This is a genomic window from Frondihabitans peucedani (assembly GCF_039537585.1).
GTDB classification, from domain to species: domain Bacteria; phylum Actinomycetota; class Actinomycetes; order Actinomycetales; family Microbacteriaceae; genus Frondihabitans; species Frondihabitans peucedani.
In genome coordinates, this window is record NZ_BAABAU010000003.1 from 101,160 (window position 1) to 121,124 (window position 19,965).

23 protein-coding genes are annotated in these 19,965 nt (G+C 72.0%); 10 read left to right on the forward strand and 13 right to left on the reverse strand.

The features are described 5' to 3' along the window. Window positions 1–228: 228 nt before the first annotated feature. Window positions 229–1,710, reverse strand: coding sequence for an FAD-dependent oxidoreductase (locus ABD733_RS11890; protein WP_344796460.1), 1,482 nt, complete (start codon window positions 1,708–1,710; stop codon window positions 229–231). A 20-nt stretch (window positions 1,711–1,730) separates the two neighbouring features. Beyond that, window positions 1,731–3,008 carry a phosphotransferase family protein gene (locus ABD733_RS11895; protein ID WP_344796462.1) on the reverse strand — a complete coding sequence of 426 codons (1,278 nt, stop codon included), beginning with the start codon at window positions 3,006–3,008 and terminating at the stop codon, window positions 1,731–1,733. A 71-nt stretch (window positions 3,009–3,079) separates the two neighbouring features. Here ABD733_RS11895 and ABD733_RS11900 point away from each other — a divergent pair, with 71 nt between their 5' ends. Continuing rightward, window positions 3,080–4,144, forward strand: a complete 1,065-nt coding sequence (locus tag ABD733_RS11900; protein WP_344796464.1) for an FUSC family protein — start codon at window positions 3,080–3,082, stop codon at window positions 4,142–4,144. Between the two features lie 12 nt (window positions 4,145–4,156). Here the strand turns inward: ABD733_RS11900 and ABD733_RS11905 are convergent, their stop codons facing one another. Both ABD733_RS11905 and ABD733_RS11910 read right to left on the reverse strand, forming a co-directional pair. Beyond that, complete coding sequence (locus ABD733_RS11905; protein ID WP_344796466.1) at window positions 4,157–4,852, reverse strand: esterase/lipase family protein; 696 nt, start codon at window positions 4,850–4,852, stop codon at window positions 4,157–4,159. After that, window positions 4,849–5,241: a hypothetical protein gene (locus tag ABD733_RS11910; RefSeq protein WP_344796468.1), complete on the reverse strand. Its 393-nt coding sequence runs from the start codon at window positions 5,239–5,241 to the stop codon at window positions 4,849–4,851. Before ABD733_RS11910 ends, ABD733_RS11905 begins: the two co-directional genes overlap by 4 nt. Before the next feature lie 123 nt (window positions 5,242–5,364). On the opposite strand from ABD733_RS11910, the gene ABD733_RS11915 reads away from it, so the two are divergent. Together ABD733_RS11915 and ABD733_RS11920 are read left to right on the forward strand one after the other, a co-directional pair. Continuing rightward, the gene (locus ABD733_RS11915; protein ID WP_344796470.1) at window positions 5,365–5,904 is read left to right on the forward strand and encodes a Dps family protein; all 540 of its coding nucleotides are present in this window, start codon (window positions 5,365–5,367) and stop codon (window positions 5,902–5,904) included. Window positions 5,905–6,061: 157 nt separating this feature from the next. Then, the gene (locus ABD733_RS11920) at window positions 6,062–7,453 is read left to right on the forward strand and encodes an MFS transporter (protein ID WP_344796472.1); all 1,392 of its coding nucleotides are present in this window, start codon (window positions 6,062–6,064) and stop codon (window positions 7,451–7,453) included. 23 nt (window positions 7,454–7,476) lie between these two features. On the opposite strand, the gene ABD733_RS11925 is transcribed toward ABD733_RS11920, so the two are convergent. Together ABD733_RS11925 and ABD733_RS11930 are read right to left on the reverse strand one after the other, a co-directional pair. Then, window positions 7,477–7,602, reverse strand: coding sequence for a hypothetical protein (locus ABD733_RS11925; RefSeq protein WP_344796473.1), 126 nt, complete (start codon window positions 7,600–7,602; stop codon window positions 7,477–7,479). 152 nt (window positions 7,603–7,754) lie between these two features. Continuing rightward, window positions 7,755–7,892, reverse strand: a complete 138-nt coding sequence (locus ABD733_RS11930) for a hypothetical protein (RefSeq protein WP_344796475.1) — start codon at window positions 7,890–7,892, stop codon at window positions 7,755–7,757. 144 nt (window positions 7,893–8,036) lie between these two features. Here ABD733_RS11930 and ABD733_RS11935 point away from each other — a divergent pair, with 144 nt between their 5' ends. Continuing rightward, on the forward strand, window positions 8,037–8,309 hold the full coding sequence (locus tag ABD733_RS11935; protein ID WP_344796477.1) for a hypothetical protein: 273 nt from the start codon (window positions 8,037–8,039) through the stop codon (window positions 8,307–8,309). An 8-nt stretch (window positions 8,310–8,317) separates the two neighbouring features. Here the strand turns inward: ABD733_RS11935 and ABD733_RS11940 are convergent, their stop codons facing one another. After that, entirely contained in the window at window positions 8,318–8,995 is a 678-nt protein-coding gene (locus ABD733_RS11940) for a TetR/AcrR family transcriptional regulator (protein WP_344796479.1), read from the reverse strand. Window positions 8,996–9,096: 101 nt separating this feature from the next. Here ABD733_RS11940 and ABD733_RS11945 point away from each other — a divergent pair, with 101 nt between their 5' ends. Next, window positions 9,097–10,680 carry an MFS transporter gene (locus ABD733_RS11945; protein ID WP_344796481.1) on the forward strand — a complete coding sequence of 528 codons (1,584 nt, stop codon included), beginning with the start codon at window positions 9,097–9,099 and terminating at the stop codon, window positions 10,678–10,680. Between the two features lie 469 nt (window positions 10,681–11,149). Here ABD733_RS11945 and ABD733_RS11950 read toward each other — a convergent pair whose 3' ends face one another. Next, the gene (locus ABD733_RS11950; protein ID WP_344796483.1) at window positions 11,150–12,292 is read right to left on the reverse strand and encodes a TIGR03364 family FAD-dependent oxidoreductase; all 1,143 of its coding nucleotides are present in this window, start codon (window positions 12,290–12,292) and stop codon (window positions 11,150–11,152) included. A 106-nt stretch (window positions 12,293–12,398) separates the two neighbouring features. Here ABD733_RS11950 and ABD733_RS11955 point away from each other — a divergent pair, with 106 nt between their 5' ends. Beyond that, the gene (locus ABD733_RS11955; protein WP_344796485.1) at window positions 12,399–12,980 is read left to right on the forward strand and encodes a phosphatase PAP2 family protein; all 582 of its coding nucleotides are present in this window, start codon (window positions 12,399–12,401) and stop codon (window positions 12,978–12,980) included. Window positions 12,981–13,014: 34 nt separating this feature from the next. Further along, a complete protein-coding gene (locus ABD733_RS11960) occupies window positions 13,015–13,470 on the forward strand; it encodes a MaoC/PaaZ C-terminal domain-containing protein (RefSeq protein ID WP_344796487.1) in 456 nt (151 codons plus the stop codon). Window positions 13,471–13,555: 85 nt separating this feature from the next. On the opposite strand, the gene ABD733_RS11965 is transcribed toward ABD733_RS11960, so the two are convergent. Further along, entirely contained in the window at window positions 13,556–13,930 is a 375-nt protein-coding gene (locus tag ABD733_RS11965; protein ID WP_344796489.1) for a winged helix-turn-helix transcriptional regulator, read from the reverse strand. 89 nt (window positions 13,931–14,019) lie between these two features. Between ABD733_RS11965 and ABD733_RS11970 the strand changes: the two genes are divergently transcribed. After that, window positions 14,020–14,874, forward strand: coding sequence for an SDR family oxidoreductase (locus ABD733_RS11970; RefSeq protein ID WP_344796491.1), 855 nt, complete (start codon window positions 14,020–14,022; stop codon window positions 14,872–14,874). A 58-nt stretch (window positions 14,875–14,932) separates the two neighbouring features. Here the strand turns inward: ABD733_RS11970 and ABD733_RS11975 are convergent, their stop codons facing one another. Next, complete coding sequence (locus tag ABD733_RS11975) at window positions 14,933–15,157, reverse strand: hypothetical protein (protein ID WP_344796493.1); 225 nt, start codon at window positions 15,155–15,157, stop codon at window positions 14,933–14,935. A gap of 89 nt (window positions 15,158–15,246) precedes the next feature. On the opposite strand from ABD733_RS11975, the gene ABD733_RS11980 reads away from it, so the two are divergent. Then, a complete protein-coding gene (locus tag ABD733_RS11980; RefSeq protein WP_344796495.1) occupies window positions 15,247–15,435 on the forward strand; it encodes a hypothetical protein in 189 nt (62 codons plus the stop codon). Window positions 15,436–15,437: 2 nt separating this feature from the next. Next, on the forward strand, window positions 15,438–15,935 hold the full coding sequence (locus tag ABD733_RS11985) for an isochorismatase family protein (protein ID WP_344796497.1): 498 nt from the start codon (window positions 15,438–15,440) through the stop codon (window positions 15,933–15,935). 216 nt (window positions 15,936–16,151) lie between these two features. Here ABD733_RS11985 and ABD733_RS11990 read toward each other — a convergent pair whose 3' ends face one another. From ABD733_RS11990 to ABD733_RS12000, 3 genes are read right to left on the reverse strand one after another with little or no spacing between them, the layout of a single operon-like run. Next, window positions 16,152–17,591, reverse strand: coding sequence for an MFS transporter (locus tag ABD733_RS11990; protein ID WP_344796499.1), 1,440 nt, complete (start codon window positions 17,589–17,591; stop codon window positions 16,152–16,154). Next, window positions 17,588–18,310: a histidine phosphatase family protein gene (locus ABD733_RS11995; protein WP_344796501.1), complete on the reverse strand. Its 723-nt coding sequence runs from the start codon at window positions 18,308–18,310 to the stop codon at window positions 17,588–17,590. The genes ABD733_RS11990 and ABD733_RS11995 overlap by 4 nt, the downstream gene beginning before the upstream one ends. Then, complete coding sequence (locus tag ABD733_RS12000; protein WP_344796503.1) at window positions 18,310–19,917, reverse strand: phospholipase D-like domain-containing protein; 1,608 nt, start codon at window positions 19,915–19,917, stop codon at window positions 18,310–18,312. Before ABD733_RS12000 ends, ABD733_RS11995 begins: the two co-directional genes overlap by 1 nt. Window positions 19,918–19,965 lie beyond the last annotated feature (48 nt).

Genomic DNA, 19,965 nt, shown 5'->3' on the forward strand with positions numbered 1-19,965 from the left:
TGCAGGACCACCCCTGGGAGGGGATCCCGGATGCGACGAGACGGGGCTTCGGAGAGCCCCCGCTCGGCCGGCGGCGCGACGCGAGAGCGTGTCGGGTGCCGGGCGACCTGATCGTCGCAGCACGTGACCCGTCGGAGAAGACCTGTCGGGGGCCGTGCAGCGCCTAGTTTACGCCCCGCGGCGGGCCGCATGCCACCGCGGGCGGCGGCGCGCCGCGCCCCGGGCGTGTCAGAGCGGCCGCGGCGTCATCCCTCGCGTGGCGGGACCCTCGATGACCTCGCCGCGCGGGGTGAACCGGGAGCCGTGCAGCGGGCAGTCCCAGGTGGACTCCTGGTCGTTCCACGAGACGATCCCGCCGAGGTGCGGGCAGACGGCCGAGAGGGCGCAGGACTCCCCCGCGACCGTCGACCGCGCCACCGGCGACAGGCCCTCGGAGCCGACCACGCCCTCGCCCTCGCCGGGCAGCTCGCCGGCCGAGACGGGCGTCGCGAGCGCCTTCGTCCAGCCGCGGGCGAAGTGCCAGGCGACCGCGGCGTTCGCGCCGAGGCCCCAGCCGATCGCGGCAGGCAGCGTGACGCGGTGATGGAGGGTCGTCATCCAGGGCGAGTCGTCGCCGATCACGTCGGCCACGAGCATCCTGGCGGCGCTCACCGCGTTCGTCATCCCCCACGAGTCGTAGCCGGTCGCGACGAAGACGCGGCCGCGGCCGCGCGGCAGGAAGCCGACGAACGGGACGCCGTGCAGGGTCGCGTAGTCCTGCCCGCTCCAGGCCCGGCGCCTGCGGGCCGCCGGCCAGTGCGCCGTCGTCCAGTCCTCGAGATCCTGCGCGAGCGCCGTCTCGGAGGCCGCCCGGCCGGTGCCGTGCGTGTTCCCGCTGACGATCAGGTCGCCTCGGTGCCGCCGGATGCTCCGCGACGGCGCGTCGACCGAGCGGTAGAGGGCGCCCGGGAGGTCGTCGTCGTCGACGCCGGAGAACGCCATGCCGAGCGAGCGGCGCGGGGTCGTCTTGGCGAAGTAGAGGCCGCGGTCCAGGATCGGCGCCCCTGTCGTCAGGTGCACCCGCTCGCTCCGGACGTCCCCCTGCGAGGTGTGCGTCGTCGCGGGATCGCCCGCCTCGACCCCGGTCACATGCGCGTTCTCGACGATGATCCCGCCGAGGGCCCGGACGTCGGCCGCGAGCGCCGCCACGAGCTCGCGCGGGTCGAGCTGCGCCTGGTCGCGGAGGCGCACGGCGCCGAGCGTGTTGAAGGGGACGTCGACCTTGAGGGTCTTGACGAGGTCGAGGCCGGCGCGCCGGCCGACGAAGTACTCGGAGTCGACGCGCTCGAGCCCCCGCCTCGTGGTCGCGTAGCTGTAGGCGTCGCGCCGCTCGACGTCGACCCCGGCGCCCTCGGTGTAGTCGAGGAGCCACGAGAACGCCTCCCGGCTGCCCTCCGCGTAGGCGTCGACGACACCCTGGTAGGTGCGCTGCCGGATCTTCTGCAGCTGCGCGCCCTGCAGGAGGCTGACGAGCCCGGACGAGCTGCCCGTGGCGAGCCCGCCGACCGTGCCGGCCTCGAGCACGGCGACGGTGTGCCCGCGCCGGGCGAAGAGGAGCGCGGTGACGAGGCCGGTGAGGCCTGCTCCGACAATCACGTCGTCGTAGCTCGCCAGCGGCTCGAAGTCGTCGGTGGGGATGGGGCGGAGCACGTCGAGCCAGAGCGACGTCATCGGGGCCTCCTGGTGGATCGTCAGTCGGACGGGGAGCTTGCCGCCACGCTAGGCGCGCCGCCTGGATCGTGGTCGGACGACGGCGCCTCGGGGCGTCTCGGCCAGAGCGTGAAGGCGGCCGCGTCGACCAGCTGGAGGGCCTTTGTGCGTCCGGTCTCGGTGCCGAGGGTCGCCTGGCCGCCGGCGTGCGCGAGCAGCTGCGAGGCGATCGTCGGCGCCAGGCGGTCGGCGAGCGCGGGGTTCCTGGCGGTCCACGCCTCGACGACGTGGTCGGCGATGACCTCGCAGGATCGCGCCTGGGTCTGGTCGCCGTTGCCCCGGTGCCACTGCGCCGTGACGACGAGGTGCGCCACCAGCGCGCCGGCGTCGCGCGCCGGGTGGCCCCAGCCCGCGGTGTCGATGTCGAGGAGTCCGGTGATCCTGCCGGCCTCCTCCGGGTCGACGAAGAGCTGCTCGAGGTGGAGGTCTCCGTGGACGACCTGCCGCTCGTCGGGCGACCACCGCGAGACGCGGGCCTCGATCTCGTCGTAGACGCCGTGGATCTCGCGGGCCCGGTCGGGCAGCGAGGAGGCGAGGCTGGTGCGGTGCCAGGCGCCGTTGTCGAGCGCGTCGGCCTGGGCGCGCTGGGTCAGCTCGACGGAGGCGACCGCCTGCGACAGCGAGACGAGGTTGTCGACGAAGGCGGTGCCCTCCGCGAGCTCGACGACCCGGGTGCCGGCGGCGACGCCGCGGACCGCCTCCAGCACGAGGAGCCCGTCGGGCTGCACGGCGAGCACCCGCGGCACCGGCAGCCCGCGGGCCTCGAAGGCCGCGTGCTGCGTGGCGATCGGCTCGGCGCGGGAGGGCCGGACGACCTTCAGGAAGAGCGTCGTGGTGCCGCTCCGCAGCTTGACGACGGCGCGCTTGCCGGGGCGGTAGGCGGCGACGCTGAGCTCGGGGTCGACGACGTCGATCCCGAAGCGGGCGAGGAGCGGCACGACCCGCTCCGGGTAGGTCACCGAGGCCAGGGCGGGCAGCGCAGGATCGGACGGGTAAGCCCACACGCGCACCGGCAGGCCGGTCGCGGGGTCGGTCAGCACCGCGCCCTCGCCCGCCCGCGCCGCTTCGACGGACGCGGGGTCGGTGTCGATGAACGTCAGGACGGTCGACTCCGCCCCGTCGGGATCGACCGTGTCGACCTCGTAGCCGAAGAGGTAGCCGCCGCCCGACGGCTCGACCGAGTGCGGTCGGAACGCCACCACCCGCGCCCCGCTCTCGGCGAAGGCCGCGGGGAGGATCTCGCCGGAGGTGGGCCACACAGCCCACAGTCAACTACCCGCACGGCCGTTCGCCGCCTCTTCGGCTCCCGGCGCGCCGTACCCTGGTCGTCGTGGCAGCCATCGGATCGAGCGTCGTCGGACGACTCCGCCAGCCGTCGAGACTCCCACTGCTGCAGGTGGTGAAGACGTCGCTGGCCGTCATCGTGGCCTGGGTCCTCGCGTTCCTGCTGCTCGGGCAGGGCCTGCCGATCTTCGCCGCGATCGCCGCGCTCCTCGTCGTGCAGCCGAGCGTCAACCAGTCGTTCGGGCGCGGGCTCGAGCGGAGCGCCGGCGTCGTCCTCGGCGTCGCGCTGGCCTACGTGGTCGGCGCGGTGCTCGGCCACGAGCAGACCTTCGTCGTGCTGGTGGCCGTGATCCTGGCCCTCGTCGTCGCCTGGGCGATCCGGCTCACGCCGACCTCCACGACCCAGGTGCCGATCTCGGCCATGCTCGTCCTGTCGGTCGGCGTCGTCACGCCGAACTACGCGTTCGACCGGATCATCGAGACGGTCATCGGAGCCGTGGTGGCGCTCGCGGTCAACGCGCTGATCGTGCCGCCGGTGCTCCTCGGGCCGGCCCACCTCGCTGTCGGACGCCTCGCGCGCGACCTCGCCACCGCTCTCGACTCCCTCGCGCAGGCCCTCGATGAGCCGACGCCGAGGCCGGAGCTCGACGCCGTCCTCGGTCGGGCCCGCGAGCTCCGCGACCAGGTCGCGAAGGCGTCGGCGGCCGTGAAGACCGGAGAAGAGAGCCTGACGCTCAACCCGAGGGCGAAGCAGCAGCGCCGCGTCCTGGAGGCCGACCGCGCGATCCTGCACACCCTCTCGAACCTCGTGCACCGGGTGGTCGCCATGACCCGGACCCTCCGCGACAACTACGAGGCCCGCCTGGTCGACGATCCCGTCGTGGAGGGCATCGCCGACGAGCTCCGCCGCGCCGCCCACGACGTCCGGCTCCTCGTCCTCGAGCGCGAGGAGGAGGCTGCTTCGGGAGAGGCGGTCCCGGTCACCACCGACGATCTCCCGGCGCTCACGGCGCCGCTCCTCGTGGTGACCCCCGACCCCGAGCACTGGATCCTGATCGGGTCGATGCTCGAAGACCTCCGCCGCGTCCGCGAGGAGCTCCAGGGCTCCTGAGGCGGCTCCGGCCTAGACGTCGATCGCAGCCAGGATGAGGGCTCGGCCCGCCGGGTGGCCGAGCGGGCGGAAGTGCCCGTCGAGCGGGAACGTGACGTTGCGGGCGCCGGGCAGGATCGTCCCCTCCGGCACGTGCAGGTCGGCGCGCGACCCGAGCGACGTGATCCTGGCGTTCACCTCGAGCTGCTCGGCGAGCCGCAGCAGGTCGGCGTCGTCCGTCCGGAACACCCGGATGCTCGGGTCGGGGATGAACCTCGCCCAGCGCGATCCCGAGAACGGCGAGTTGACGGTGACCATCCGGTCGATCCGGCCCGACGCGTCGGTGTCGAGCATCATCGTCTTGCCGATGATGCCGCCCTTCGAGTGCCCCAGGATCACCACCCCCCGCAGGTCGTGCGCGTCGAGGATCGCCTGCGCGAGCAGCGCCGTGGCCGCGATCGGCTTGCGGTTGTGCGCCATGCCGGGCACCACCACCACCGGGTGGCCGCGCTCGTTCAGGTAGTCGCCGAACCAGCGGAGGTACCGCCACGACTCGTAGACGCCGGGGAGCAGCAGGATCGGCGCCCGGTCGCCCTCCAGATACCTCTTCGGCACCGACGCGTTCCCGAGCAGCGAGCGCAGGTGGCTGCGCCAGACGAACGCGTAGTCGAGCGGGAGCGCGCGGAGGTAGCGCAGGATCCCGCCGGGGAAGGAGCCGGGAGAGGTCACGCCCCGATCGTAGGCGGCGGCACCTCGGAGTGGTCCGCCGCCGCTGTCGCGTCGCTGCACTCGGCCGCCGCTATCGCGTCGAGACACGCGGCGAGCAGGTCGGCCCACCCGGGCGTGACGCCGGCACACGCGGGGCGCCGCCCGCCGGCCCGCCAGACGGCTCGGACGGCGGCCTGGCCGTGGCCCGACCGCCCTGCGGCGCTGGCCGCGTCGAGGACCGCACCCGTGGCGTCGGCGATCATGCGGTCGCGGTGCTCGGCCGACATCCCCTCGTGCTCCGCGAACGCGTGGAATGCCGTCGCCAGGTCGCACTCCAGCCGGCGGACCCCGGCCGGCTCGTCGACGGTCTCGCACTCCGGATCGATCGCCGGGCAGTCGGTGTCGGTCATGGTCGCCCCCCTCAAGGCCAGTGCTCAGGAACACTACCCCAGCGGGGGTACAGGAGCACGGCCCCGGTCGAGGCGGCAGGCGTACCGTGCACGACGACGTCCACGACCTGAGAAGGAGACACCATGTTCCAGGGATCCGAGAAACTCCGCGACGACCTGCAGAAGGTCCTCGTCGACCTCATCGAGCTGCACATCCAGGGCAAGCAGGCGCACTGGAACCTGCTGGGCACCAACTTCCGCGACCTGCACCTCCAGCTCGACGAGATCGTCGACGCCGCCCGCGGCTTCTCCGACGAGGTCGCCGAGCGCATGCGCGCCATCTACCTCGTCCCCGACGGCCGCTCCAGCACGGTCTCGAAGGGCACCAGCCTCGAGGAGTTCCCCGAGGGCCCCGTCGAGACCACCGACGTGGTCGACCTGATCGTCGACCGCATGTACGCCGTCACCGAGACCATGCGCACGGTCCACGACGACGTCGACGACGAGGACCCGACGACCGCCGACGTCCTGCACGGCATCCTCGAGCGCCTCGAGCAGCTCGCCTGGATGACCGGCGCCGAGAACCGCCACCCGCAGGCTGACCAGAAGAACAAGGCCACCCGGGACCGCGACGCCGAGGCCGAAGAGGCCGGGCTCGACCGAGTGGGCGCCATCGCCAACTGACGCTGAACCACCCCGAGCGACGGGGCCACGACCGTTTCATCCCGAGCGGCCGTGGCCCTTCGTCATGTCGATGCGGCCGCGACGGCAGGACGGTGCTCTTCTCGTGCACGTCGTAGTCTGAGCACGACTGCGACCCCGCAGCGGGAGGACGTGACCCATGGCCGACGGCAAGCGGATCGTCCTCCTGGTCGCGATCCTGGCCTCCTTCGTCGCGTTCCTCGACGGCTCGATCGTCACGGTCGCGCTCCCGGCGCTCGCCCGCGATCTCGGCGGGGGCGTCACCCTCCAGCAGTGGGTGGTCGACGCCTACCTGCTGACGCTCGGTTCGCTCATGCTGGTGGCGGGCTCGCTCTCCGACACCTTCGGCAGACTCAGGATCCTGCGCGCCGGTCTCATCGGGTTCGGCCTCACCTCGCTGCTGGCGGCCGTCGCCCCGAACGCCGAGCTCCTCATCGCGGCGCGTGCCCTGCAGGGGGTCGCGGGCGCCCTGCTGGTGCCGTCGAGCCTGGCGCTCATCACGGCGACGTTCACCGGCACCGCGATGGCGAGGGCCATCGGCACCTGGACGGCCTGGACCGGCGTCGCCTTCCTGATCGGCCCGCTCGCCGGCGGAGCGCTCGTCGACACGGTGGGCTGGCGCTGGGTGTTCGGCATCGTCGTGCTGCCGGTCGTCGTGACGCTCGTGCTGCTGATGCGGCTCCCCCGCGACTCCCACCGAGGGACGGCGGAGGACGGCGCCCACGTCGACGTCGTCGGCGCGGTCCTCGGCGCGCTGGGCCTCGCCGGCCCGGTGTTCGCGCTGATCGAGGGTCAGCGCGTCGGCTTCGGCACTCCGTTCATCGTCGCCGCGCTCGTGATCGGCCTCGCCTGCCTCGTCGCCTTCGTGCTCTGGGAGCGACGCGCGCCTCACCCGATGATGCCGCTCCGGCTGTTCGCGGTCCGCGCCTTCTCGGTCGGCAACCTCGCCACCGTCGGCATCTACGCCTCGGTCAGTCTCGGGACCCTCCTGCTGCCGCTCGTCGTGCAGGAGGTGGGGCACCTCCCGGCGACCGTGTCCGGGCTCATCACTCTGCCGACGACGATCGTGTCGATCCTGCTCAGCCGCACCGTCGGCGGCCTCGCCGGCCGCTTCGGGCCGCGTCCGTTCATGACCGCGGGGCCGCTCGTCAGCGCGGCGGGCTTCGCCTGGATGCTGACCACCCGGGAGCCGCTCGACGTCTGGTGGCAGCTGCTGCCGGGCGTGATCCTGTTCGGTCTCGGCATGACCATCACGGTCACACCGCTGACCTCGACCGTCCTGGCGCAGATCGCTCCCGCCGAGGCGGGTATCGCGTCGGCGGTCAACAACGCGATCTCGCGCGTGGCCGGCCTGGTCGCCGTCGCCTTCGTCGGGGTGATCACGGGGGCGAGCCTCGACATCGCCGGCTTCCACCGGGTGCTGATCGTCGTCGTGGTGCTGCTCGTCATCAGCGCCGGGGTGTCGCTGGTGGGGCTGCCGCGCGGGGTCCCGGCCGGGCGGGATGCCGAGGGCCAGCTCTCAGGGGACTGACGCAGAGCCCGACGGAGTGACTCCTACGGCGTGACGGGCGACGTCACGAGGGGCACGGTGGGTCGACGGGTCTCGGCTCCGTCGAGGAAGGCGTCGTCGAAGGACTCGTTCCCGAAGTCCTCGAAGATGCTCGGCTGCGCGTGTTCCATGGGACCACGGTAGGGCCTGGTGCGCCCCCGCCACGAACCCGCGTTCGGGCCGCGCCCGTTCGGGGGTGCGGGAGCCGAGTGGAAAGCAGGCGGGAAGTGGGCCGTGCGGCGGCCAGTAGGGGTGACCGCCGCACGACGTCTCGCCGGATGAGTCAGTCGGAGCCGTACTGACGGACCTGCTCTTCGAGCCAGGCGTCGCCCACGACGGACAGTCCGTAGTCTCGGGCCTCGAGGGCCTGACCGTAGGGCTGGGCATAGCCGGCCTGGCCGCCGAGCTGGTCGTTGTCCATCGGAGCACCTCCTGAACACACGATAAAAGCCCCGGTCAAACAGGCACGAGCCCGCTTTCGGGTAGCGCTCCTTCGGGGGCAGACCGAGCCGATCCCCCCATCCTGCGGGGTGCCGGGCCTCGCCCGCTCGTCTAGGGTCGTGGCATGGCCAGAGAGCGCGACCCCCGGAGGATCGCCCTCGTCGTGTGCGCCGCGATCGGTGTGGCCGGGGTGGCGGTCACGGTCGTCGTGCGGGTCGCCGTCAGCCGGATGTTCGAGTCGGGGTCGCCCGTCCGCTACTCGACCCGGCCGCCCGGTCTCGACGTCTTCGAGCGGATCAACATCCTGTCGTCGGTCGGCCTGGCCGCCCTGGTCGTGGCGATCGCCGCTCTCACGGCCGTCGTCGTCCTGGCGCTCAGGATCGCGCGCTCCCGCTGACCGGCCGCTCAGGCTCCGCTCGAGCCGGGGGCGCGCAGCCCGCAGGCCGGCAGGATCACGCCGTCGATCAGCGAGACGAGGAACGCGCGGTCGACCGTCTTCTTCAGGATCAGGGTGCGGTACGCAGCCATCGAGGACGACACCATCGACAGCGTCTCGATGTCGACGTCGGGCGAGATCTCGCCGCGCTCGATGGCCCGGGTGAAGAAGGTGCGGTTGATCCGGACGCGGGGCTCGACGATGGCGCTGTTCACGACCTCGGCGAGCTCGGGGTTCTTGGCGAGAAGGGAGGCGAGCCCTGACATGACGCGCAGCTTCTTCTCGGCGTCGTCGATCGAGTGGGGCCTGATCATGCCCACGAGGTCGCCGCGGAGGCTCCCGGTGTCGGGGATCGACTCCAGGGTCTGGTCGCCCTTCTTCATGCAGGCGACCGCGTCGATGACGAGGTCGTTCTTCGACGCCCAGCGGCGGTAGAGGGTGGCCTTGCCGGCCTTGGCGCGGGCTGCCACCATCTCGATGGTCATGCCCTCGTAGCCCTCCTCGGCGAGGACGTCGAGCGCGCAGCGCAGGATCTCGGGGTCGCGGGTGTGGTCGCGCTTGCGGCCGAGCCTCGCGGGCTCGGCGGCCTGAGCTCTGTCTGCTTCCGTCGTCGGTTCGACCTGCGTGACGGGTGCGGCCTGCTCCATCGCTGCCGACCCCCTTTCCTAGAGACGCCCCTATTCTACGACTCCCCCAATGGGAGAATCAACAGTTCCGAAACTCGTGAGAACCGTATAGAGTCCCCCACATGTCACAAACCTCATCCCTCCCTGGCGCCGCCGGCGCCGTCGCGGCCCCGCGCCGCTGGTGGACCCTCACGACCGTCGCGCTCGCGCAGCTGATGGTCGTGCTCGACTCCACGGTCGTCAACATCGCGCTCCCGAGTGCCCAGACCGACCTCGGATTCAGCAACGGCGAGCGCCAGTGGATCGTCACCGCGTACTCGCTGGCCTTCGGCAGCCTGCTCCTCCTGGGCGGCCGCCTCTCCGACCTGATCGGGCGCAAGCGCACGTTCATCATCGGCCTCATCGGCTTCGCTCTGGCGTCCGCCCTCGGCGGGGCCGCCGGCAGCTTCGGCATGCTCGTCTTCGCCCGCGCTCTGCAGGGGGCCTTCGGCGCGCTGCTCGCCCCGACCGCCCTCGCGGTCCTGACCACCACCTTCACCGTCCCGAAGGAGCGCGCTCGCGCGTTCGGCGTGTTCGGCGCGATCGCCGGCGCCGGCGGGGCCATCGGCCTCCTGCTCGGCGGCTTCCTGACCGAGAAGCTCGACTGGCGCTGGAACCTCTACATCAACGTCGTCATCGCGATCGTCGCCGTGATCGGGGCGCTCGTGTTCGTCAAGACGGTTCCTCGCGAGGGCGCTCGTCCGAGGCTCGACGTGCCCGGCACGATCCTGGTCTCCGGCGCTCTGTTCTCCCTCGTCTACGGGTTCTCGAACGCCGAGACCGACGGCTGGGGCTCCGGTCTCACCTGGGGCTTCCTGGCGGCCGCCGGCATCCTGTTGGTCGCGTTCGTCCTCTGGCAGCGCCGCGCCGCGCACCCGCTCCTCCCCCTCCACATCGTGCTCGACCGCAACCGCGGCGCCGCGTACGCCTCGGTCACGATCGCCGGTGCCGGCATGTTCGGCGTCTTCCTCTTCGTCACGTACTACCTGCAGACGTCGCTCGACTACACGCCGATCCGCACGGGTCTGTCGTTCCTGCCGATGATCGGCATGCTGGTCCTCGCCGCGCAGCTCTCGACGAACATCTTCGTGCCGCGCTTCGGTCCGAAGATCATGGTGCCGTTCGGCATGACGCTGGCAGCCCTCGGGATGTTCCTGCTCACCAACCTGGGCGTCCACAGCACCTACGCCGCGAACGTCCTCCCTGCGCTCATGGTCCTGGGCTTCGGCATGGGCTCGATCATGCCGGCGTCGATCCAGACCGCGACCCTCGGCGTCGACCGCGGTCACGCGGGCGTCGCATCGGCCATGGTCAACACGAGCCAGCAGGTCGGCGGCTCGATCGGCACGGCGCTCCTCAACACGCTCGCGGCGACCGCTGCCGCGAACTACCTGACGTCGCACGTCGCCGGTGCCACCACCACCGCCGCTCGGGCGTCGATCGCCGCCGAGGCCGCCGTGCACAGCTACGCGACGGCGTACTGGTACGGGGCCGCGTTCTTCGCCTTCGGGGCGATCCTCGCTGCGCTGCTCTTCCGCACGAAGTCCGACACGGCTGCGCGTGCTGCTGCTGCCGCGTCGCTGCACGGGGCTGGTGCTGGGGCCGGGGCTGGTTCCGGGACTGGTTCCGGGTCTGCCGAGGCGCCCGAGCCCGTCGTCGCGCACTAGGGGCCTCGCTCCCGCTCACTCCGCAGCCCCCGTCCGCGCGTTCACCGTGCGGGCGGGGGCTGCGTCTGTCTGTGCTGGTTCGGCCGGATCCTGCGCTCGGTCTGTGCTGTGTCTGCCCTGCCCCCGTGCATGCCAGCTGGCGTGTCTCCGTGCTCAGCCCCTGCGCGAACATATGGACGGAGATTCTCGAGCAATACCCCTCCGATCCGCATGAATCGTCGCAGGATCGAAGTATCTCCGTCGTTCTGCACCCCGCACGCCCCGTGGAGCCCGATCTCCGTCGTTATGGACGGAAAAACGCACGAGCGCTCAGGATCTCCGTTCATATGTTCGGAGCAGCAGCGCGAGCGAAGAATCTCCGTCGGTGTGGACGGAGAAACGCCTCAGCGCCGAGGATCTCCGTCCATATGCACGGATTCACGCACGCACGCACGCGCACACGCACCGGCACACGCACACGCACCCCCACCTACGCCCCGACGGGCTCGTAGATCTCGCTCACGACGCGGTCGGCGAGGCCGAGCCCGGTCGTCATCCCGATGCCGGTGGTGACCGAGACGACGTGCACTCCGTCGAGGGGCTCCTCCACGAGGAACTCCTCGGGCGCAGTCGCGTAGACGCCCTGCCAGCGCTCGACGACCTGGAGGGAGGCGCGATCCTGCCCGAAGAAGTCGGCGGTGGCGTCGAGGAGCACGTCGAACGACGACTCCTGCTGGAACGGCGTCACGGCCGTGTCGCGGTAGTGCGTGTCGCCGACGATCACGGATCCGTCGGGCAGCTGCGTGTACATCTGGTTGATGTCGAGCGCGGCGAACGCAGGATTCTCGTCGTGCAGACGAGCGCGCACGGCCCGCAGCGAGGGCGAGACGCCGAATCCGGAGTAGCGGAGCATCGACCAGCCGGTGAGGACGGGTCCGGCGAGTGGCGCGCGGAGCCCGGGCATCGCGACGCGGAGCATGTCGAGGCCGCAGCGGCGCACCTCGTAGGCGGCGGAGAGCTCGGGGAACAGCTGATCCACGTCGTAGTTGACGGCCACGACGATCTGGTCGGCACCGAATCGGCCGCGGGTCGTGTGCAGTCGGCCGGAGCGGATCGTGCGGACGGCCGTGCCGAACAGGAACTCGACACCGCGCGACTCCAGGTAGGCGGTGATCGCGGACACCGCCTCACGCGGGTTCACCTGGAGGTCGTCCAGGAGGTGCGCGCCGCCGAGGGCGAGCTGCGGCGCGACGCCGGTGGCTGCGACGACCGCCTCGGCATCGAGCATCTGGACGGTCGCCGGGCGCCGAGCGGCGAACTCGCCCAGCGCCTGGAGCTCGTCGGCGTGCTGGGCGACCACGAAGCCGCCCCCGTCGCGCATCCACAGCCCGGCCTCCTCGCGGAGGCGCAGCCAGAGCTCGCGCGACCGGTCGGCGTAGACCTGCGCCGCCCCGGACTGCACGGTGATGCAGGCGTGCCCGAAGTTGCGGATCGTGGAGCCGATCTGCCTGGTCGTCCGGTCCACCACGAGCACTCGCAGCCCGCGGTCGACGGCGGCGAGCGCGTGCCCGAGGCCGACGATGCCGGCTCCGACGATTGCGACGTCCACGGTGCGGTCGAGATCCTTGGCCATGTCGGCACCGTACGACGGCCCGGTAGCCGGGCGGTGAACAGGGCAGGCGGCGCAGCCTGCGTCGGCACTCGGCGATCGCACCAGCGACTCCGCCTACGCTCGGGGCATGGCCCCGTCTCTCCGTCCGCCGTCCTCGTCGCTCAGCCCGAGCATCCTGCCGTCCCGTGTCGTCGATCTCGATCGCAGGGCCGGGCGCAGGATCAACGCCCTCGTCAGCTCGGAGCGGGCCGACCGCGTGCTCCTCGCCCTCTCGACCGCCGCCAACAACGGCGCGCTCTGGTACGGCGTCGCGGGTGTCCTGGCGCTGACCGGACCCCGAGGGCGGCGGTCGGCGATCCGCGGACTCCTGTCGCTGGCGGGTGCGAGCGCGGTCGCGAACCTCGTCGCGAAGCCGATCTTCGGAGGTCCGCGACCGCTGGCCGCCGACATCCCGCTGCGTCGGCAGCTGAAGGTGTTCCCGCAGTCGGCGTCGTTCCCCTCGGGGCACACGGCGAGCGCGTTCGCCTTCGCCACGGGGGTAGCCGTCGAGAGTCCGCTCCGCGCCGCGGTCGTCGCACCGCTGGCGCTCACGCTCGGCTACTCGCGCCTCCACGTCGGGGCCCACTGGCTCTCCGACGTCGCCGGCGGCGGAGTGATCGGCAGCGGCGTGGCGCTCCTCGGCCGGCTGGTGCTCACGCCGCGGCGCTGAGCCGGGCGGTCGACCGCACTGGCAGACTGGCCGGGTGCCTCACTTCCTCGAAGACCTCGAGGCCGGGCAGAGCTTCGTCTCCCCCGGCCGCACCATCACCGAAGCCGACGTCGTGTCGTTCGCCGCGTGGACGGGCGACAACAACCAGGTCCACACCGACGCGGAGTTCGCGAAGTCGACCCGCTACGGCCAGCGCATCGTGCACGGGATGCTCGGCGCCTCGCTGTGTCTCGGGCTGATCTCCCGCACCGGGGTCTTCGAGGGCTCCGCGGTCGCGCTCCTCGGAATCGACGGCTGGACGTTCGAGAAGCCGGTGTTCATCGGCGACACGCTCACCTGCGCCGTCGAGATCCTGTCGACGCGACTGACGTCCAGCGGGACGACCGGGATCGTCGAGAGGCGCGTGATCCTGCGGAACCAGCACGGCGAGACGGTTCAGTCGGGGCGCATGGACCTGATGGTGCTGACCCGGGCCGCGGCGCTGGGCTGAGACGCCTGGCGCGGCGCTGAAGTGAAGCGCCCGAACGGCGTCGGGCTGACACCCGCCGGTGCGGTGCTTCGACTCCCGGCCCCGCTCACCGCCCGCCGACGATGTCGTCGGCGTTGTCCGCGATCCAGTCCATCAGCGGCACCAGGCGCGCGGCGATCTCGTGGCCGCGCTCGGTCAGCGAGTAGTCGACGCGCGGCGGGATCGTCGCCTGCGCCTGGCGGTCGACGATGCCGTCGGCTGCGAAGGTGCGGAGGGTCGACGCGAGCATCTTCTCGCTGATCCCCTCGATCTCGCGGTGCAGCTCGCCCCAGCGGAGCGGTCCGCTCTCGAGGGCCAGCAGGATCAGGACTCCCCAGCGGCTCGTGATTTGCGTCAAGACCGTCCGGGTCGGGCAGTCGGCCGGGTACTTCCCGCCGCTCAGGCCGGGGCGGGTGCGGGAGATGTCGAAACTGACGCTCATGTCAGCAGCTTACAAAAAAGTGCGTACCTGCCGATGGGAAGCAAAGGGCGGCAGCGCCCGTTTGCCCGGGTACGACCGAAAGGAACACCATGCCCATCATCGTCACCGCCGCCTCCGGCAAGCTCGGCCGCCTCGTCGTCGAGGCCCTCCTCGCCCGCGGCGCCGCCCCCTCGTCCGTCGTCGCCACCGCGCGCGACACCTCCCGGCTGTCGGACCTCGCCGAGCGCGGCGTCGCCACCGCGCCCCTCGACTACACGAAGCCCGAGACGATCTCCGCCGTGATCGGCGAGGGCGACACCGTCGTCCTGATCTCGAGCGACGCCGTCGGGCAGCGCATCGACCAGCACCGCGCGGTCATCGACGCCGCGAAGGCCGCGGGGGCCGCCCGGGTCGTCTACACGAGCGCGCCGAAGGCCACCACCTCCGACCTGATCCTCGCTCCCGAGCACAAGGCGACCGAGGAGTACCTCACCGCCTCCGGCGTCCCGTTCACGATCCTGCGGAACGGCTGGTACACCGAGAACTACGCCGGCGAGGTGGCCAAGGCCCGCGAGAGCGGCGAGATCACCTCCAGCACCGGAGACGGCCGCGTCGCGAGCGCCAGCCGCTCCGACTACGCCGAGGCTGCGGCGGTGGCCGCCCTCGACGACTCGACCGCGGGCGCGACCTACGAGCTCTCCGGCGACCGCGCCTGGGACTGGGACGAGCTGGCCGCCGCGATCTCCGAGATCACCGGCACGCCCGTCGCCTACCGCCGCCTCTCCCCCGCCGAGCACGCCGCGCAGCTCGCGGGCTTCGGCCTCGACGAGGGGACCGTCGGCTTCGTGGTCGGGCTCGACGGCAACATCCGCGACGGACTCCTCGGCGAGACGTCCGGCGAGCTCCGCGAGCTCATCGGGCACCCGACCGTGCCGCTGGTCGAGGGGCTGCGGGCAGCGCAGTAGCGAGACCCGGGCGCGCAGGATCAGCGGGAGGCCGGCGGCTGCCGCGTGATCCTGCGCCCTAGGCGGTCAGCGGCAGCAGCAGCCCGCGGATGTGCTGGAACTCGGCTTCGGCGGACTCGGCATCGAGGCGGCCGGCCTCGACGGCGCTCGACACCCGCAGGAGCTCGATGCGGCGTTCGGCGCGCTCCCGCGGCGTCGACTCGGTGTCGTGGTCGATCGCGTCGGAGGCTGCCAGGCGCGCGAGGATCGCGGACCTCGTCCAGCGCTGTGTCACCGTGCTCATGTGGTGCTCCTCTCCCGTGCCCGTGGTCGATCTGACGCAACAGTAGGCCGGGCCGGCGGCGCTCCGGCATCCCCCGAACGGGCCGGACGGTGAACGTCGGACGAAGACGCAGGATCGACTTCCGCCGCGCCACCGGGCCGAGTAGCGTGCTGTCTCACCGCGAAGAGGAGACGACGATGCCCCGCTGCTTCACCGGGATGTGCCGGCCGGACGGCACCTCTGCGCGCCTCGAGACCGGCCGGGCCGCCGAGGCCCGCCTCGTCGCCGGCAGGAGCTGACCGTGAGCGACGCAGCGCTCGTCGTCATGGACGCTCAGCGCGCCATGCTCGAAGGGCCGGACGCACTGCCGAACGCCGAGATCATGATCGCCCGCCTGCGGACCGCCATCGATCTCGCCCGGCGCTCGGACCGCCTCGTCGTCTTCGTGCAGAACGACGGGCCGCCCGGCTCCGTCGACGAACCGGACTCGATCGGCTGGGAGCTGTTCTTCGACCCGCTGCCGGAGGACTGGGTCGTGCGGAAGACGACTCCGGACGTCTTCGACTCCAACCCCGCCCTCGCCGCCGAACTCGCGGCCGCCGGGATCACGCGGCTCGTCGTCGTCGGGATGCAGTCGGAGTACTGCGTCCAGGAGACCAGCCTCGGAGCCGTCGACGCCGGCTTCGACGTGCAGGTGCCGTCGGCGCTCCACGCCACGTTCGACGACGGCCGTCCCGCGGTGGACATCGCGACCGACGTCGAGCTGCTGCTCACTGCCGCGGGTGTGACGATCACGTAGGGCTCCCGCTGTGCTGCCTGCACGCGGGCTGCGCGAGATCGCAGTACCTGTCGCGCCGGGGCACGCGGAGGCGACACATACTGCGATCTCGGCGCCCCGTGCCCGGGCCGACGCGCGCGCCCGCCCGAGATCGCACTTCGACACGCCCCACCGCCCGAAACCCCTGTCGAACTGCGATCTCGGCACGCGCGGCGGCACGCACGCACGCACCGCGACCTACCGCCGCGTCAGCGACCCTCCCGCAGCCGCGGGCAGCCGCCACGCGGGCACGAGCGCGACCAGCAGGATCGCGGCGATCACGACGAACGCGAAGTCGTAGGCGTAGTCGCCACCCGCCCCGAGGCCGCGCCCGACGGCGAGCCCCGCGGAGATCGCGATCGCTCCGAGGGCGATCCCGCTGCCGACGGCGATCTGCTGGATCGTGGAGTCGAGCACGTTCGCCCCGGTCATCTGCGGCTTCTCGACGTCGGCGTAGGTGATCGTGTTGTAGGCGGTGAAGCCGACCGAGCGGGCGGCGCCCGAGATCACGAGGACGACGACCATCAGTCCGAACGGCGTGTCGGCCCGGAAGAACGCCATCGCGACGAGGCAGGCGACGCCGACCAGGTGCGCGGCGACGAGCAGGCGGCGGAACCCGAAGGTGCGGAGCATCCGGGTGGTGGTCGGCTTGATCGCCAGGTTGCCGGCGAACAGGAACAGCACCGCGCTGCCCGCCTGCACCGGCGTCCAGCCGAAGGCGGCCTGGTAGAGCAGCGGCAGCACGAACGGGATCGCGCTGATCACGAAACGGTAGACCGAGCCGCCGCCGAGCGCGACGCCGTAGGTGTGGATCCGGAGGAGGCGGAGGTCGACGAACGGCTTCGGGGCGCGCAGCAGGTGGCGCACGGCGAGCCCGAGCAGGATCAGCCCCACCACCGCAGCGATCACGGTCTGCACCAGGTCGACCGGCGTGATGGTCAGCAGCGTCGTCGCCCAGACGAGCGAGGCGATGCCGACCGACGTGAGTGAGAGGCCGAGCCAGTCGGGCGGTGTGGGCACGCGCTCGGGATCGACCTCGTCGGCCCGCCTCGGCACGATCCGCATCGCGAACGCGAACCCGATGATGCCGAGCGGCACGTTCACCAGGAAGATCCAGTGCCAGGAGGCGTAGGTCGTCAGGAGGCCGCCGACGAACGGGGCCAGGATCGGCGCCACCAGCGCCGGCCAGGTGAGGAGCGCCACCGCGCGGATCAGGTCTTCTTTCGCCGTGACACGCAGCACGGTCATCCGCCCGACGGGCACCATCATGGCCCCGCCGACGCCCTGGACGATCCGCGCGACGACCAGCATCGGCAGCGATCCGCTCAGAGCGCACGCGACGGACGCGAGCGTGAACAGCGCGATGGCCGTGAGCAGGATCGTGCGGCTGCCGAACCGGTCGGCGAGCCACCCACTGACCGGGATCAGCACCGCCACGGTCATGACGTACGCGGTGATGGCGACACCGACGCTCGCAGCGTCGACGTGCAGGTCGCGGGAGATGCTCGGCACGGCGGTCGTGACGATCGTCGAGTCGAGGTTCTCCATGAAGAAGCAGCCCGCGACGAGCAGGGCGAGGGCCTGGGTGCCCCTCGAGGCGGTGCGGATCGCTCTCGGGCTCTGGTCTGCCGTGCTCACGCTCCGGAGCCCTCGGGCGCGGTGGCCGGGTCGGCGACGTCGCGGCCGGTGGGGTCGTCGGCGGCCTCGTCGACGAGCCCCGCGCCTCCTGCCGGCTCGCGGACCCACGAGACGAGGCGCCACCGTCTGCCGCGCTCGTCGGGCTCCCGGAGGCTCTCGAGGTGGGCGAGCCCGGTGTTGAGGAGCTGGTGGGTCTCGGCGAAGTGGTCGACGGCCCCGGCCGCCCGCTGGGCCACCCAGACGCGGATGGCCGCCCCGTGACTGACGACGGCGACGCGGGAGACCCCCTCGCCCGATGCGGTCGACCGCAGGATGGCGTCGTCGAACCGGGCGAAGAAGTCGCGCCCGCTCTCGCCCCCGGGCATCTCGGTGTCGAGGTCGCCTCGGCCCCAGGCGAGCGTGGTCGCGTTGTACAGGCCCTGCGAGTGCGGGTCGGAGCGCAGCTCGAGGTCGCCGGCCTGGATCTCCTTGAGCCCGTCGAGGACGTCGGGCGTCAGACCGGTGGCGGCGGCCAGCGGGGCAGCCGTGAGCTGCGTGCGGAGCAGGGTCGACACGACGATCCGCTCGGGGAGCTCGACTCCGCGCGTCTCGAGGCCCGCGGGCAGAGCCGCGGCCTGACGCTCGCCGAGATCCGTGAGCGGCGCGCCGGGCACCAGCGTGTCGAGCTGGCCGAGGACGTTGGCGGGCGTCTGGCCGTGCCGGATGAGCAGCAGGCGCATCAGTCGTTCCTCGCCTTCTGACCGGCGAGGTGGGCCCAGTCGTGCTCGAAGATCGTATCGAAGTAGGTCGCGGCGGTGACGCTGTCGAGGATGACGCCGGCGTCGCGATTGCTCAGGACCCCTGCCGTGGACCAGTTCTGGCTGCTCACGAGGACGCGGCGACCGTCGACGACGATCCCCTTGTTGTGGACGTTCGACTGGAGACGCACCCGCGTCATGACGTCGAGGCCTGCCGCCTGGAGCTGCTCGAGGAACCCGGCCGTCTCGAACTGGCTCATGATGATCCGCACGTCGACGCCCGCCTTCTGCCGGTCGACGACGGCGGCGACGAGGTCGGCGAACGGCTTCGAGGCGTCGGACGCCGTCTTCGGCAGCTCGATGTACTGGAACTGCAGGTGGAGGCTCGTCTCGGCCGACTCGATGAGCTCGCGGACGGCTGTCACGTAGACGCCGGCGTCGGGCGTGAGGACCGGAGTGACACGGGTGACGTCGGTCGCGGTCCCGGCTGCGAAGAACTGCTGGAACGGCGGCGTGGACGCCGCGGGCACCAGCACCTCGGGGGCGGGCAGCCTCTCGGCCTGAGCCGATGCGACCGCGGTGACGTCGTGAGCCTCGGCCGTCGAGAGGTCGTTCGCGAGGAAGGCCTCGAACGTCGAGGCGAGACCCTCGTCGTGGATGACGACGTGCCAGTCGCGGTCGCGGGTACGGGCCTCGTCAGCATCCGAGGGCACGGTGACAGGGTCGATGTCGGGCTGGTTGGAGTTGTTCCAGTTGCCGCTCGAGAGCCACACGCTGGCCGAGTCCCGGACCGCGACCTTGATGTGATAAGCCGTCGGGAAGATCCAGGCCGCGGCGAGGGGGTCCATGCGGTCGAGGGCCCAGGCCTGCTCGAGACCGTCGCCGAGGTTCTTTGCCAGATCGACGACCGTCGCCTCGTCGGTCTGGTCGGCAGTCGGGTTCTTCGCCGGGTGATCGAGGACGAGGCGGAGCCTCTTCCCGGCCAGCTCTCGCTCGACCGTCTGGAGGACGTGCGCGGAGGTGAAGTCGTAGAGGCCGACCGTGAGCGAGCTCTCGGTGCCGTGGAGGAAGGCCGCGAGCGTCGGCCAGCCGGAGTCGGGGCTCGCGCTGAGCTCGACCGTCGTGCCCGGCGCGAGGTCGACGGGTGCCAGGCTCGCTCCGGCGGGCGGCTGGTAGGGCAGCTGCGGCTTGGAGGCCTCGGGCTGGGCGAAGCCCGAAGCACTGTGCTCCGTCGGCGCCTCGATCCGGTGAAGCGCCGGCGAGGGGCCAGCGACGACCCGCAGCTCGGAGGCGAACGCGGGGACGGCGCCGAGATCGGGCGTCGGACCGGTCACGCGGGCGTAGGCGACGGGATCCTGCACCTGCAGCGCCTTGCTCTCGGTCGCCGCCCGGACGTCGAGCGGCACGCCCTCCAGCTCGGCGGGCAGCGCCGGCGGCTCGCCGACGACGGTCACGACGACGGCGCGCTCGGTCGTGATCCAGCCGTCGCGGAACACGTACCCGGGCCGGACGCTCAGGACCCCCGGCAGCGCGAGGATCGCGGCGCTCCGCTCGATGACGCTCTGGATGTCGCTCGTGGTGATGGCCATGACCTCACGCTAGGCCGAGCGGCCGACACACGGGCGGCTTCTCCACAG